This is a genomic window from Mucilaginibacter psychrotolerans, assembly GCF_004519315.1.
Taxonomy (GTDB): domain Bacteria; phylum Bacteroidota; class Bacteroidia; order Sphingobacteriales; family Sphingobacteriaceae; genus Mucilaginibacter; species Mucilaginibacter psychrotolerans.
Genome location: NZ_SOZE01000057.1, coordinates 1 through 15,294, shown reverse-complemented (window position 1 = coordinate 15,294; position 15,294 = coordinate 1). Strand labels below are relative to the sequence as shown.

Here is a 15,294-nt window from a genome sequence, read left to right as displayed (position 1 = left end):
AGTTGAGAATTTCTCAGTAAACTCCAGTATATTTAATCCTTGAAACATAATTTTAGCTTGTTTGGTATCTATAGGTTAAATATACTAAAATTATTAGCAATACCCAGGCGCCTTATTCTATTAGTTAATTAAAACATGATAAATAAATACACCTTACTATTTATAGCGACCTCTGTAGCATCAGTTATTATGATATATTCTAACAGGCAAAGGTTTATAAAAGAAATACAACTATCCCAACAAAACACATCCGAGCTAAAAGACAGCTTGAGTGTTAAAAATGGAACAATTGAGTATTTGCAAAAAATGCTTGCCATAAACTACAAAATCGGGAATCCGGAGCTTGTTAATCTAAATTTGACCGAATACACAGATAAAGGAAATAAGCGAATTAGCAAGCTGATGAAAGATCAAAGAAAAAAATTCGTGATACGCTATTCAGCTTCTGGATGTAACGTGTGTATTGACTTAATTTTTAAAAACAAAGAAAGATTGAACGAAATAAAGAAAAAATTTGATTTTTTGGTTTTTGTAGATTTTCAAATATTTGAAGATTATATCAGATGGAAGAGAGTTTCAGAGACTAATAAAAATGTTTACTTGATTGACAAGCAAACGCTTCCCTTTGACGGCTTTTTTGAACACAATTCCTATTGCTTCATCGTCAATCAAAATTTACAGGCAAATAGCTTCTTTATTCCAAGGAACGAATTTAAAGAGCAGCTTGACTATTACATCGTTAGTCAGTTACGGATTCAATAATTAAAAAACATCACTAAATCACAACACTTTATTAAGAATTAAGTAAAATCATCTTGCAGGGCAAAGAAATACCAAAACCTAAAATTTTTTTTTTAATTTACTTTTTAAAAACACCTAAACTTATTATGTAATATTTTTATTACTCATAATATTTGTAGGCCAAAGCTTGTCAAAGCAAAAGCGACGCAACTATCAAGTATAAGCACCTGAATCTGATTACAAAAAAACAATGGGCGATCCCAATATAATTTATTGTTCAAAACGCTATCTAATGAAAAAATACTTGTTGGTATTATTGCCGTTTTTACTTTTTGGAAAGCCAAGCGCCTTTTCGCAAACCGGTAAAATTGATTCGGCACAGTTCAGAAAACTCAGGATCGATCCGGCTACCGCGCGGGGTGTTCCGGTAAAAGAACTATTTACCAGCATTGCATACGTTCCGTTAGAAACAACAAAAAAAAGCCAATTCGGTGAAATATCCCAGCTCGAAGTGGTGGATAATAAATTTATCATATTTGATTTTGATACCTGGTCGGTACTGATATTTTCCAATACCGGTAAATTTATAAATAGGATATCTGCCCGCAATATTGCAACACTCAATGGCCTGCCTGCTGCAAACGAAGGAAATATTTTCAACGGCTTCGCTTTAAACAAGGTAGCGGGCGTAAATTATATCGACATCGTTTCGAAGGGAAATATTTTGCGGTTTACTTTAGATGGTACACTATCAAAAAAGTTCCCCATAGGTGGGTACAGAAAGCCCTTTGTTTTAAAAGATGGCACTAAGGTGATTCCTGATTATACAGCCGATCAAAAAAAATATTTTGAATTTTTAATCGTCAACCCAAAGGGCGATTCCACCACCTACTGGCCTTATGCACAGGATAGATATGCTGAGGATGATTTTATAATAGGCGGAAATCGATTTGATAAAGCTGCTAATGAAACGCAGTTACTGTACTATAACTATTATTCTTACGATATATTCAGCTTAAATGGTACCGGGGTTAAATTGAATTATCGTGTTTTACTCCCAAATTCAATTGCGCTCCCTCCCGATTTTTCAACCAATTCCATTTACAAAATGAAAAAATGGGATTTTTTACAAAAAAACAAAAACATGGTTTACGGTTTAAGAAACACCTGGCTTATCGGCGATTATCTTTTCCTCACTTTGGATGCATTGGCTCAACAAATCTCCAATAAAAAAACACTGGCTTATAATTTAAAAAGCAACCAGGTTATTTCCTTACAAAACATAACTCCCGACGAAATTTCTCATTTTCTCCCTGTAAACGACAGTTCAATTGGAACAAATTTCCTCGCTAAGGGATTTTTAACATTTGATGGCACAAATCTTTACACAGCAATTTCCTGTGTTTCCATGGCAAAGTTGAAAACGCAAATTAAAGATTCGGGCGTTGATTATCCCATGCCGCTTAAAAATTACTTTAGTACCGATCAATCCGTAAGCAATCCTGTAGTTGTGGTACTTACATCGCACATTTCAAAATAATATGGGTAAGCGTTTTGCTATAATTTTGCTGGTTAACGTTTGTATATTTTTTAACTGTTACAGTCAGGAAGCGAAACTTTTTTCGCTAACGGGTAAAGTTAAAGATGTTGAACTTAATTACTTTTTGAACGCTGCTACCGTTTCATTATTTAGCGGCGATAGTACGCTAATTTCCTTCCAAATTACAGATAGTTATGGGGTATTTAACTTCAATAAACTCAAGCCATCACTCCCATACCATATTATCATCTCCAACGTAGACTATCGTACAAAAACTATCGAAATTAAACCCAATAAGCATACCGATGTTTTGGATCTGGGTGTCATCATCATGGAAGCAAAATCAATCGGACTAGCGGAAGTATTTATTGGTGTTGAGCCGGTTACCATGAACGGAGACACGCTTGAATTCAATTCTGGCGCATTTAAATTAGACAGCAATGCAGTACTGGATGATTGGTTAAGGAAAATACCAAATGTAACGGTTTGGAACGACGGCCAGATCACCGTTAATGGGCGCGAAATAAAATCATTGCTCGTAAACGGAAAACGATTTTTTGGCAACGACTTTAAAGTGGCTACTCAAAATCTCCCTAAAAATATTATCCAAACCATTCAGGTTTATAAAAAAGAACAAAATCGGTTAAATCCGTTGGATAGCCTTTTAGAGATGAATATTAAATTAAAAAAGGGGATGGAAACCGGTTTTTTCGGAAAGGTATCTTTTGGCCGGGGAACTAACGGACGTTATGAGGGAGAGGGTAATATGAATGCCTATTCGCGAAAAATTCAAATATCCATAGCGGGTGCCTCAAACAATACCAATAAGATTGCAAATGATTTACAGACGCTATTGGCAAACAGCACTTTCAAAAGTTCGGGCACAGACTTGAGTTATCAAAGTAATTTTCAGTTACCCGGCAATAATAAAACGAATACATTAGGATTGAAATTAAATTATGATTTCGTTGAATTTCCAACGCTAAGGAATAAAAGCAGCCTATCAATCAATCATTTTTATCAAAAGAAGGTAACAAATGAAAATGCTATTATAGATGCAATAACTACCCGCGAGGCAAAGGATCCGATTTTTCAAAAAAGCATAGAAGATTTGGATAGAGCTAAAACCAGTAACAGCACTGCAGTAAATTTCGATTATTTGAAAGATGCAAATGCTATTTACGTGCAGGGTTCTCTCACAAATTCTTCCTATGATCTCAACAGTCAAAATCAGATTAGTTCGACAAATAGCCTGGGTGAGGCATTAAGTTCCAGTAGAGATGAATACGCGGAAAGCAGTACAATAAGTCAATTTTCCTTATTCTCAAAATACAACTATACACCTTCAACATTTGATAGTCCTACAAAAAAGAAGAAATTTGTTCCTTTTTCGGTATCATATGCCAACGATTTTCGTTCTAAAAATTCGTTTTCGAACCTTAAAACTGCTTTTACATCCAACATTGATGGTTCTGTTACCAGTTTTGATAGAAACAGACAATTTGAAGATAAGCACCTCGATCAGCAAGTGGAATTAAAAGTTGACGACGTTCCTCAACTCTTATTTGGCAAAAGAAGGTATTTCTTAAACGCAAATATTGTAAGCAATATTAGAATTGAACGGGTTAACAGAACAGACCTGGTTCAAGATAACCAAAACAATGTTTACGTTAATAATAGTTACTCGTCTAATCGTATCCAAACAGACGTGATTAATTCAACTTATGGTATCAATTTTTCTAAAGTTATTGTAAAACGATTGTCTGATCGGTATGAGAAAAGCTTGATTTTTCAACTTGGGGGCGCATTTAACACAATTAAATACGATAACAACTCTCTGAAAGAATTTCAAAATTTGCGGCGTAATTATTTTGCCTTCATTCCGGATGCCAGTATCAGCCTGGCTAATCATATTTTTGGGAAGCGGAAAAATGATCTGGTAATGAGTACAAAAGTATCTATTAACATTCCACAGATTGAGCAACTTGCACCATTGCTTGACAGCACCCAGTTTTATTATTTCAGGATTGGAAATTTAAACTTATCTGCCGAAAGGGTACAACATATCGGCTTGTCTTATTCATTTGAAAACCTGGAGACAAAAAACAGTTTCAGTTATCAGATAGATGGCAGCATAAAGTTTTCAAACAATAAAATTATTGATAGTATATTGTTATCGCCGGACGGCAGACAACAAATTTACGCGGTTAACGGGCATTCTTACCGATCCTTAAATGGTTCTTTGGAAGTGCGAAAAGCAATCAAATACAGCGCTTCCGATTTAAAATTACAAGGTTTTGGAAATATAACCAAAGACTTTATTCCGGCATTTATTAATAGTCAGTCGGTAGTTAATGAAAACCTGATTATAAATATCGGAGTGGGTGCCGGATATGGCTTTCGTGAATTAATGACGTTAGATTTCCGTGAAAACTTAAGTTTTTACCGAGCAGAACAGCCTTACTTTAAGTCGTCTTTTAAAGGCACTACTTTAACACATACTTTAAGTTTAAACTATAAGATCAACAAAAAATTATTTTTCAATACCAATATCAATGTGAACGATAATCGTTCTTCAGGTGTAAAGTCCAACGTATTCAATATTTGGAATGCCTATTTATCACAAAGATTCTTAAAAGGAAACAACGTGGAGCTCAAGTTTTCTGCCCTTGACATTTTAAAGCAAAACAAAAATCTAATAAACAGGATCGAAGGTAATCGCTTCATCACAAATTCAAGAAACGCTTTACAACAATATTTCCTGTTTGCGATATCCTATTACCCAAGAAATTTTGTTAAGCGCAAACCATAACAACTTATAGGATAAACAGATAGCATTACAAACTTGTGCCGCACAGGGAAAGTAGTAGCGCAGGTTGGCATGAGTTTCCAGGCTGGTCTAAGTGATGGCCCACTCGTGCCCGCGTGCAAAGTGGGCGGTATCATATATTAACCGATTCTGATAAAGAAAGTCACGATTACGCCACGCCCCCCCCGCATCCACGCTGTAAAACGCCAAGCCTTTTAAAACAATCCCCACAACCAACAATGGAAAATAAACCTGTTCTCGATTTTGAATTTGATATCGAATTATATGAAGAAGAAATAAGGAGTAAAGGGTTTTGTGATAATGTACGTGTTACATTACCAAATAACCTTATGTATAAAGTTTGCTTTTATGACCCTGTTAGATTGCAACAAGATATACAGGACGAGCATTACATAGCCATACCGGGCTTATTAATTGTGCAGGAAATAACGTTGGAAGGAATGAAAAAATTAGTTTATATATTATTTTCGTCAGGTTATTTTAATAATTTAAAACCTTTAAATTAAGCATGCCACGCCCTGGTGCCGGTATACGGACTGTGCGAAGCGGTACTTGTGCCTAAACTTGCAAAGTGGAAAGTTTTGTATAGTATTCGTGTTTAAAAACGAAGTCAGGCGTGCACGTGGCTTTTTCGCCTTGCGTTACACACGCGTCAACGTGTGCTTATGCTGGTTTGAATGATTAACTTGTTGGATAGTATTAATAAGGTATGAATAAAAAAATATCAATTGGCGGGCATTTGTTATTAACAGCAGGCTTGCTTTGCACCCTGGCGTTTACTGTTCATGCACAGCGCAAGCCCGCTGGTAAACCTGCCGCACCACAACAGCAAACAGATGTTTATGTGGGCGGAGAATTTCACATGGGAGACAACACCAAGGCTATTGCAGCATATTACAAAAATGATGTACTGGTAAAGCTTGTGGATGATGAAAGCCAATCTACAGTTTACTCTATGTTTATAGATGGTAATGATGTTTATGCGGCAGGCATCCATAATAGACAAGCAGTGTACTGGAAGAATGGGCAGGAAGTTCGGCTTACTAACAGCAAAGACGGCGGCATAGCTTCGTGTATTATCGTTGTTAAAGGTGATGTGTATGTAACTGGTCTGGAATATGAAATGACCTATCTGGCGCGCGCCAGATGCTGGAAAAACGGCCAAACAGTAAAGGTTTCTCTGGATGGACTTGGCCATTCCATCGCCAAATATGTGGCGGTAGACGACAACGGCGATGTGTATATGGCCGGGCATAAATACTCGCAGCCCTTATACTGGAGAAATGGCGAGCGTGTAGAGATTATAGACAAATCGGTATATTTAGAACCGAGGGGATTAGTTATTGCAAACAAGGCCATATACGTTGTGGGCTCTACAGAGCACGGAGTAGCCTATTGGAAGGGTGGCACGGGAACAGTATTATTAGGGGTACCGAGGCCAACAGACCTTGAAAAAGATAAAGGTACTTCTATAGCTGTTTCGGGCAATGATGTTTATGTGGCAGGTTATGAAGAGGGATTTGTTAAGTACTGGAAAAATGGGGTAGCAACAGTGCTTTGCAAAACACCGGAATATCCGGACCCATATTACATAGCCACGGATGGAAATGACGTTTATGTTGCCGGCTATGGCGAAGGTGGTACCCAATATTGGAAAAATGGCAAAACGGTTGCATTGGTCCCCGGGCTGCTTGTTACCTCTATAGCCGTTAAAAAATCAGAAGGCAATGCTAAATATACGGTAAAAATTACCCCTGTTGCAAATAATAAGCAACCAGTTACCCCTGCAACCACAGCACCATCAACCCCAAAAACAGAAGCTGATAGATTTTTGGCTGAAAACAAAAAGAGGCCCGGCGTTACTACTACGGCCAGCGGCTTGCAGTACGAGATTTTTAAAACAGGAACAGGGGCTAAACCCACTGTTAGCGACCTGATAAAGGTAAATTACCATGGCACGTTACTTAATGGGGATGTTTTTGAAAGCACTATAAACCGCGGCGAACCGATTACCTTATCACTTAAAGATATGGTTGAGGGACTTAAAGAAGGGCTTCAATTAATGAATGCAGGCGGCAAGTATAAGTTTTTTATTCCTGCTAATCTTGCTTATGGTAACCAGGCAATAGGCAACATAATAAAGCCGGGGTCGCTTATTGTTATGGAAGTAGAATTGTTAGAGGTTGTAAGGTAGGTAAAAAAAATGTGCTGACCGCTGATGTTGGCGTATGCCGCGCAGGCCAGTCGGCGGGTACTCGTACCGAATCTTTAAAGGTAGCGAACTGTTATCTTCACCCCACCGAGCAATATGCTTGCAAACACTATATCTCATACTCAGCATACGGCCCACAAGGGAGGACGTTTGCGGCAACGGAAGAGCGTCGGAAGCCTAAGCTATTTTGGGGCGACGTTATAAACTTCGGTCAAAGGGGGATAACTTCTGATTAATGCCAATCAACAGCTCCCGGATTACTTCGCGTCCGCTGTTCCATCGCTTTAAGCGGTTGGCTTGTTGAATCCCCTGCCTGTCGCGGATAGTACCATCCTGCTGGTAATAATCTGTCATCATCATTTTCATCGCATCATGAATGGCCGACAGGCTTCCGTTTAACAAAAGTTGTTGATCATTAATCACCAAATCGGCCAATGCATTTGCCATACTTGCCACGTAGTAAGGGCAGTCCCAGTCGTGGCGGTAAGGGTCATCCCCTTTAATATTCACCTTCTGAAGCGGATGGGAAAGATCTTCGATGATCTCGGTTACCGCATCGCCGAATACCTGCGCAAATTCCGCAATAAAATGATTCCACCAGCGTGGATGATGCGGCAGTTCCTTAAGCAGGGTATCACAAACCAAAACACGCAGGGGAAAGTCGGGACTCGCGGGATCCATGATCACCAGGGCTGCCCCAAAATGCCCTTCTTTAAGCGAATGCCTGCTGCAGATCACAAAAAATTGCAGCGCGGTTTCGCCCACCTCCCGCATGTCGGCCATGATTGTTTTGATATCCAGGAGGCGGTCTTCCATAAATCCCCGTTTAAAGAACACCTGCAAATTGCCTGTAGCTTTTGCGCTGCAGTGCTTGCTGTTTTCATCAAACACATTCCCATTGGCGGGCCGGCTGGTAAAATGATTGCCGCTATTATAGCGCACGAGTTCTGAATCGATGGGGTAAGTGCTGATGTCTGCGATATCGCCGGCTTCCGTCTGCTTGTTGGGGTGAACCGAGCGGAAAGGAACGTGCATACCCTCACTATCCATCCGGCGGGCCAGGTTATAGATGCGCTGCTCCGCAGGAGCCAGCAAAGGGTCTCCGTTCAACGGATCGAAATATACACTTCCCGCCCTCCGGCCCAGGTGACAGGCTATAACGCGGTTGGTTAATAAGCGCTGCAGCGGGTGCTGCGTATTGAGGAAGAAATCGCGTAACGCGTCGTTGATTAAGTATTCCTCCAAAGGCTGGTCGAACCGCAGCAAGGTTTCAGCTTCGTGATGCAGTACCCAGTTGCGTAAAAACCGGCAGACTTCCTGTTCGAAACAACTATTGGCCGCGTCCGCGATGTCTTTGCTGCATTGATGCTGTTTCATATTTCTTATACGGGTATTAAAAATGCTTTAAAGGGTCAAAATAAAATGGTGCCGGTTATTGCCGGGGAATGTATGGTAGCTCTTTGGGTTTGAGCGTGTAATGTTTAAGGAATATTAGCCGGAAGGCATCCTGTTAAACCCCTGACGCGGGGGACAAAGCTACTCAGCCATCGATTAATGCGACATCGCTACGGCTTTGGGCCATTGCGAAGCGTTTTACAAGATGATGATCAGATGTAAAGCTAATGAAAAGCCATGATTATCCTTTTGTAAATTTAACTCAAACCATAATAATTTGCTGTAATAGATTATCTACCGTACAAACGTGCTGGGGGCAGGGGAAAGCAGCAACTGCTTTGGCGCGGGTACCCGGGCTGGGTTAGGCGATGGGCTACACTTGCCTGGAATGCTACTTGCTGATGCCGGTGCCTAGCGCTCTATAACAGAAATGATATCATTTCTACACCTCTTCCCTTTTAAAATCTAAATATTGTTGACAGGAAAACACCAACGAAACCAGATAGCTCAGCACAAAGATGCCTGTTGGGATAATAAATTCGTTATAATTAAACATGTCTAAAGACACCGCCGTTAAGCGGCCGATGATAGGCGCGGCTAAAAGGAAAAAACACAAGATATCCGTCAATAGAATTCGCAGTGTCCTGCTTTTGTTCCGGTTTTTAAAAATGACCACCAGGCCGGATACTGCCAATAGCGCAAATAATTGATCGATGTTGCCAAAATCAAACACGGTGCCTACAAGCCAAAAAACGAAGAAGATACCTACTATTAGCCCTTTCAAAAAGATTGAAAAGTAAGCCACAATAGCTATGATTTGAAAGGTTTTGAGATATTTCATTTTGTCAATCAAATATACAGAAACACCGGATAACATTCGAACTCATGTCTCGACAAATGGGGCGCACACGCCGGGTTGTAAAAATTCGCTTGCGCCCACGTCGGCCAGCATCGGCGAATAATAATAAGATTAATCACTTCAGGGCAGACTCAACCTGGCCGGTCTAACCGGTGGGACTCTCCTACCTGCGTTCAAAGTAGGCCTTATCTAAATTCAATAAAAAAGCGCACCCTCTCCTTCCCAATGCTGCATACCCACGCCAAAGCGTACCCTACCCGTCAGTTTTTTTTAATTGCAAGCACAGGTTGCTTACGCCCGAAGCAGACGCATGCTCACGACAGGCAATCTCATGAATATTTTAATTACTATGAATAATGACAACATTTTTATTAATCCTTTCGTAATAATACACAACTATTGATTAATTAAACACCCCAATGATTAAAAAACACCCCAAAGGTTTAATGGCACTGCTATGTGCCGTTATCATCGCATTCGGATCGTGCAAAAAAGATTCAGCGCTTCAACCGGAAGCTACCTCAGCGGATTTACCGCAATTATCGTCGAACACTTTAGCTACCACATCGGCTGGGCTATCGGGTATTTCTGCTTCATTTGTATTAGGCGTAAACGGCCACCCGCTTGGCGACATTGCTTACTTAGATGTGCCTGCTTCTGCACAAATTGAGATGATCAAAAAGATGGGGATGGGTATTTACCGGATAAATATTTTATCCACAAGCGACGGAACCTGCACCGTACCAACGGTGTTGCAACCGCTGTTAGCTGCTGCAGCAGCCGGTGATATTACCTTGCTGCCTATGTTGGCCACCCGTACGCTTGATTATAATGATTCTGAAAGTACTGCATACCAGAAAGGAAAAACCCTTGGCGGTAATTTTGCAGCGAAGTATGCAGCGGCCTTCAACTATTATGATATGGGTAATGATTTGGACCTTAAGCCCTTACTTTCGGGAAAAGATGGCCGTGCTTTGGCAGATTACGATCAAACTAAACTCCATGTTATTGCAGCTTACCTTAAAGGCATGAGCGAGGGTATCCACACAGCTGACCCCGGCGCACAAACAATGATTTCGGCAGGCTGGCTGCACTGGGGCTTTATCAAGGCCTGCGAAAGCTACGGCGTTAACTTCGACATTCTTGCTTACCACTGGTACTCGGATATGGAGGCAGCTATTGCCAGGTCGCCATGGCTCAAAATCAGCGATATTACCGTAACGTTAAATGGCTTGTTTCCGGGCAAACCCATATGGATTACCGAAACAAACAGCAGACCTAAAAATTTAGGCACCTTCGAAGCTGACCAGAACACTTTCTTAACCAACTTTATTGCAAAATGTAAAGCTAACCCCACTGTGAAAGCGGTATTAGTATATGAGCTTTTTGATGAGCCGTACAAAAACGGAGAAGAAAAATATTATGGAATAGCTAAATGGGATATACCTTATACCAAATGGATCAATAAATTGGTAGCCAATACCTTTGAAGCGTGGCAGTCGCCACCGGTTGTTACCGAATTCCTGACAAACCTGGTGGGTTACACGAGTACTATGCCCCAGCCGGAAACGCTAAAGTTGGGTGCTACGTATTACACCGACAGGGATTACACGATAACATCGGCACCGGCATACCTGATTAATGCTCATTTAATTAAAACAGCCAATGATGACAAGATAAGTAAGCTATCGTCTTTTGTATCTTTTAAAATAAGCAAACCGGCCACCGTTTACGTAGCGTACGACCCACGGGCAACCAAGCTGCCAGGCTGGCTACAGGGTTTCACAAAAGCTACAGAAACGCTCGGAATTGACGACCCGAAATTAGCTTCGATGGATATTTACCAAAAAGATTACCCCGCAGGTACCGTATTATTAGGTGCAAATCTATCGGACCTGGCAACCGGGGCGCTTTGCCAATACGTTATTGTTGTAAGAGAAAAGTAAGCCTAACTAATAAAACAACAAGGGCATTCGTAACCACGGATGCCCTTGTTGTTTTTAATGAAAGAAAAACAATTACCACTGTAATGAGTTGGCAAAAAGCGGCAAAAATAAAGCCCCGGTTTTTAAAACCGAGGCTGAAGGGGTGCGTTAGTCAATAGTTATGGTGTATACGTAGCTTATGCATTATTTGTTGGGCTAAAAACAAAAAAACCCCTCGGAACACATCCGAAGAGTTTTTACTATTGACTAAAGAACACCCCTGCTCTTTAATACACTCATTTAATAACAGGGATTACTTAAAAATGTTTTTAATAAAACCCATGTTGGCTCGGGTATACAGGCCGGACAATTTCAATAGCCGGTGCTGACCAAATTGTCGTTATGAAAAAGTAATGAGTTGCAACAACCGGTATTGCTTAAATCTCGAAACTAAATTTTCCATAACTGTGAACAAGTGGGAAGGTGTTTTGAATAAAACAGCAGCACTAAGCTTTATTTGATGCCTCTAATGCGTTTTAAGTGCTTTATATCTTCTAAATCTTTCTTTCGGGCCATTGATTCTTTATCGGTTAACAAATCATCATAACTCATAAAATGAATTTGAATTTCTTCGAACTACACTGTTTGCTTATTTTTATTTGCCTTAGCAAATTTGATGGGGGCTTTAATTTCAGGTAAGATATCTACGCTAAAATCCTCAAAATCAAACCTAAAAAACGACTCCTTAGGATTAGGATTTTGCTCGTCGAGGTATTCGGTTATGTCTTTGCCTAAATCCCGTATGACTTTTAAAATATTGAAATAATTTTCATAGGTTGGATTATACCAAATATCTAAGTCAGGCTTTTCGGTAAGTACTCCTGAGGTGTTGATGGAAAGTCGGTAATAACCGTTTAATGCAACCGCCGTGCCACCAACAAGCATATATTGCACATTATGCTTCTGCAGTGTTTCACACACGGCTAGTAAACTACTTTTTAGATTCTCCTCCACTGGTGATTATTGGGATTGGCCATTAACCTTGGGATAAGTCTTAACAGTCTTGATGAATTCCTCAAAGGCATCGTGCTTTTTTTTACTCGATGCATAGTTCACCGCTCCTTTTTCCTGGGATTTCAGTTCTTCGAATGTTTTAAACTTGGTGACTGATTTCATTACCGTAACTTTTTAGTGTCCAAATATAAATATACGTTATTCTCTGTAAAACGCAATCCCATAGTAGGATGTTTTAAACATCGCAGTTCCTCGTTATAGGCCCAACACAACCATACTTACATACTCGCCACCAAGCTGCCAGATTCTCCCTCCTCCCCTCCAAATATTTTCAAATAAATTTGCGCAACTTAAAAGTTGCATATATATTTGCAACCATAGAGTTGCATATTCGAATCATAAATGATGAAACAAGATATATTCCAGGCCATTGCCGACCCCACCCGCCGGGCTATTTTAACTTTAATTGCACTTAGGGCACTAACGCCAAATGCTATGGCCGAGAATTTCGACATGAGCAGGCAGGCGGTTTCTAAACACATTAAAGTACTGCACGAGTGCGACCTGATCAGGCCCGAGCAAAGCGGCAGGGAGATTTACTATCACTTTAACGCAAAAAAAATGCAGGAATTCGACATTTGGGTGGCCCAGTTCAGGAAAAACTGGGAAACGCAGTTCAACCAGCTCGACAAAGTATTATCAACCATTAAAAACCAGGGAAAATGAACAACGATTTGCTATTTGATTTCACCGTTGACAAGGCAGCCAAAACTATCCTCATAACCAGGGAGTTTGATGCCGCACAGGATTTGGTATGGGATGCCTTTACCAAAGCCGAATTATTGGACCAATGGGGTGCACCTGCACCCCTGCGTGCCGTAACCAAATACATGAATTTTGAAGTTGGCGGGAAGCGGTTTTATGCAATGATAGCCCCTGATGGGCAGGAGCGTTGGTCGGTACAGGAATTTACTTCCATCACCCCGAAAACCAATTTTAAGATGTATAACGCCTTTGCCGATAAAGACGAAAACCGGCAATTGCCGGGATCGGAGTGGGATTACCATTTCAGCGAGCAGAACGGTACAACAACGGTGCGTATCACTATCTACAACGAATCGTTCGAACGGATGGAAAGTTTGCTGGAAGGCTTCACCATTGGATTTAAGCTAACATTGGTAAACCTGGAGAACCTGTTGGCTACCTTATCAAAGAAATAAACAGAAAATTAAACAATTTAAACATAAAACACATGAGAGCAATTAATCCCTGGATCAATTTCAACGGCAATGCCGAGGAAGCATTCACCTTTTACAAATCGGTTTTTGGCGGCGAGTTCACCAAGATCATCCGTTTCAAAGACCTGGCAAGCGCCGAATTCCAGGTGCCGGAAAATGAAGCGGAAAAAATAATGCACATCGCTCTCCCGCTTGGCAAAAACAATGTGCTATTGGCCAACGACGTACCCGAATTTATGGGTCGTGTAAGCGAGAGCGAAAACCGGTCGAAAATTGCTGTAAGCGCAGAAAGCCGCGAAGAAGCCGACCAAATATTCAACGGCCTATCGGCAGGTGGTGACGTTGAAGGGCCTATAGGCGCAGGTCCCTGGGGTACTTACGCGGGCATGTTTAGGGATAAATACGGCATTGAATGGATTATTGAATTCGACCCGAGTTTGTAAGACATCACTTTACCAGAAAAAAGATCTTCCGCTCAGTAACAGCTTTAGGCGGAAGATCCTTTTAAGGCACGTCCTTCTGTATCAGCACGCTCTTATCCTATTGCAAATATTTGCATTCCGCTGTTGCTTCTCTCTAAACCTTTTCGCCCCTGTTGGCGTTGTCGCCAACAGGGTTTTCCCTCTCCCGGCATTCAAGGTAAACGCTTATTTACCACCGTATAAATACGTTACAAAAAGGGTTATTCCACGGTGGTTAACCAAGCAAAGCGTAGGTACATTGCCATACATTATTGCTGCTGCATAGTGCAATTTACTACACCATCTAAAACCCTAACACAAAATGACTCCTTATGTACAATCGCTCGTTGATATTGCCCGCGGGCAATACAACGCCTACCACGCTTACACCGAAACGCATGACCCACTAAAAACACAGATTTCCCATTACTGGGCGGGCATAGGTCCGTTCCCAGGGGTATCTACACCATGGTCGGCTGTATTTATTTCCTGTGCATTAAACAGGCGGGGGCAACCAGTGCCGAATTTCACTTTAGTGGTAGGCATTCTGAATTCGTTTACTTCGCCATCCAAAATAGAACCGCCAACCATGGCGTTTTCCGGGGCTATCCTTTCGCAGAACTAGCGCCCGAGGTAGGTGACATCCTGCACAACAACCGCAATGGCAACCAGTTCAATTATGCTTATGCAGCCGCGCATTCCCAATATGAATCACACACGGCTATTATTATCGAAAAAGGCAACGACGCGCAGGGCGGCTACATCGTAACGGTAGGCGGCAACGAATCCGATTCGATACGTACGAAAATTATAAGGCTGGATGCCCATGGGCACATCGCGCAAAGAGCAACTTCTCCTTTTATATGTTTGATAAAGAATAGTAAATAATGCGAATCAAGGGTCAAAATACGTTGATAACTTTAATAGATAATTGCCTGATTATGAGGTTTTTATTTGCCTATTAATTTGGTTAAAGCCCTGAAAATCAGTATCTTAAAGAAGATTTCCAGATCAAACTTTAAGAATGATTCCCAAGGCTAAAGCACTCGATTTAATCGCTATATACCTGTATATATGCA

The 15,294-nt window shown here is 40.9% G+C and carries 14 protein-coding genes; 10 read left to right on the top strand and 4 right to left on the bottom strand.

What is annotated here, in order from left to right; all coding sequences use genetic code 11:
* The first annotated feature begins 135 nt into the window (after window positions 1-135).
* The 5 genes from E2R66_RS27440 (at window position 136) to E2R66_RS27420 (ending at window position 7,305) form a co-directional block, all read left to right on the top strand.
* The gene (locus E2R66_RS27440; RefSeq protein ID WP_133236956.1) at window positions 136-762 is read left to right on the top strand and encodes a hypothetical protein; all 627 of its coding nucleotides are present in this window, start codon (window positions 136-138) and stop codon (window positions 760-762) included.
* Window positions 763-1,033: 271 nt separating this feature from the next.
* Window positions 1,034-2,281 (top strand): 6-bladed beta-propeller, encoded by a 1,248-nt coding sequence (locus E2R66_RS27435; protein WP_158288525.1) that lies wholly within the window; start codon window positions 1,034-1,036, stop codon window positions 2,279-2,281.
* Window position 2,282: 1 nt separating this feature from the next.
* Complete coding sequence (locus E2R66_RS27430; RefSeq protein ID WP_133236952.1) at window positions 2,283-5,093, top strand: outer membrane beta-barrel protein; 2,811 nt, start codon at window positions 2,283-2,285, stop codon at window positions 5,091-5,093.
* 236 nt (window positions 5,094-5,329) lie between these two features.
* Entirely contained in the window at window positions 5,330-5,617 is a 288-nt protein-coding gene (locus E2R66_RS27425; RefSeq protein WP_133236950.1) for a hypothetical protein, read from the top strand.
* A 203-nt stretch (window positions 5,618-5,820) separates the two neighbouring features.
* Window positions 5,821-7,305, top strand: a complete 1,485-nt coding sequence (locus tag E2R66_RS27420; protein WP_133236948.1) for an FKBP-type peptidyl-prolyl cis-trans isomerase — start codon at window positions 5,821-5,823, stop codon at window positions 7,303-7,305.
* A gap of 216 nt (window positions 7,306-7,521) precedes the next feature.
* Here the strand turns inward: E2R66_RS27420 and E2R66_RS27415 are convergent, their stop codons facing one another.
* Both E2R66_RS27415 and E2R66_RS27410 read right to left on the bottom strand, forming a co-directional pair.
* The gene (locus E2R66_RS27415) at window positions 7,522-8,700 is read right to left on the bottom strand and encodes a hypothetical protein (RefSeq protein ID WP_133236946.1); all 1,179 of its coding nucleotides are present in this window, start codon (window positions 8,698-8,700) and stop codon (window positions 7,522-7,524) included.
* 460 nt (window positions 8,701-9,160) lie between these two features.
* The gene (locus tag E2R66_RS27410; protein WP_133236944.1) at window positions 9,161-9,559 is read right to left on the bottom strand and encodes a hypothetical protein; all 399 of its coding nucleotides are present in this window, start codon (window positions 9,557-9,559) and stop codon (window positions 9,161-9,163) included.
* Window positions 9,560-9,996: 437 nt separating this feature from the next.
* Here E2R66_RS27410 and E2R66_RS27405 point away from each other — a divergent pair, with 437 nt between their 5' ends.
* Window positions 9,997-11,523, top strand: a complete 1,527-nt coding sequence (locus E2R66_RS27405) for a glycosyl hydrolase (RefSeq protein ID WP_133236942.1) — start codon at window positions 9,997-9,999, stop codon at window positions 11,521-11,523.
* A 615-nt stretch (window positions 11,524-12,138) separates the two neighbouring features.
* On the opposite strand, the gene E2R66_RS27400 is transcribed toward E2R66_RS27405, so the two are convergent.
* Both E2R66_RS27400 and E2R66_RS28615 read right to left on the bottom strand, forming a co-directional pair.
* Complete coding sequence (locus tag E2R66_RS27400; protein WP_133236940.1) at window positions 12,139-12,516, bottom strand: hypothetical protein; 378 nt, start codon at window positions 12,514-12,516, stop codon at window positions 12,139-12,141.
* Window positions 12,517-12,522: 6 nt separating this feature from the next.
* Window positions 12,523-12,678 (bottom strand): hypothetical protein, encoded by a 156-nt coding sequence (locus E2R66_RS28615; RefSeq protein WP_158288524.1) that lies wholly within the window; start codon window positions 12,676-12,678, stop codon window positions 12,523-12,525.
* Between the two features lie 240 nt (window positions 12,679-12,918).
* On the opposite strand from E2R66_RS28615, the gene E2R66_RS27395 reads away from it, so the two are divergent.
* The 4 genes from E2R66_RS27395 (at window position 12,919) to E2R66_RS27380 (ending at window position 15,103) form a co-directional block, all read left to right on the top strand.
* Window positions 12,919-13,242: an ArsR/SmtB family transcription factor gene (locus tag E2R66_RS27395; RefSeq protein ID WP_317130804.1), complete on the top strand. Its 324-nt coding sequence runs from the start codon at window positions 12,919-12,921 to the stop codon at window positions 13,240-13,242.
* Window positions 13,239-13,736 (top strand): SRPBCC family protein, encoded by a 498-nt coding sequence (locus tag E2R66_RS27390; protein ID WP_133236938.1) that lies wholly within the window; start codon window positions 13,239-13,241, stop codon window positions 13,734-13,736. Before E2R66_RS27395 ends, E2R66_RS27390 begins: the two co-directional genes overlap by 4 nt.
* A gap of 32 nt (window positions 13,737-13,768) precedes the next feature.
* Window positions 13,769-14,197 carry a VOC family protein gene (locus E2R66_RS27385; RefSeq protein WP_133236937.1) on the top strand — a complete coding sequence of 143 codons (429 nt, stop codon included), beginning with the start codon at window positions 13,769-13,771 and terminating at the stop codon, window positions 14,195-14,197.
* Window positions 14,198-14,683: 486 nt separating this feature from the next.
* Entirely contained in the window at window positions 14,684-15,103 is a 420-nt protein-coding gene (locus tag E2R66_RS27380) for a DUF2272 domain-containing protein (RefSeq protein ID WP_133236935.1), read from the top strand.
* Window positions 15,104-15,294 lie beyond the last annotated feature (191 nt).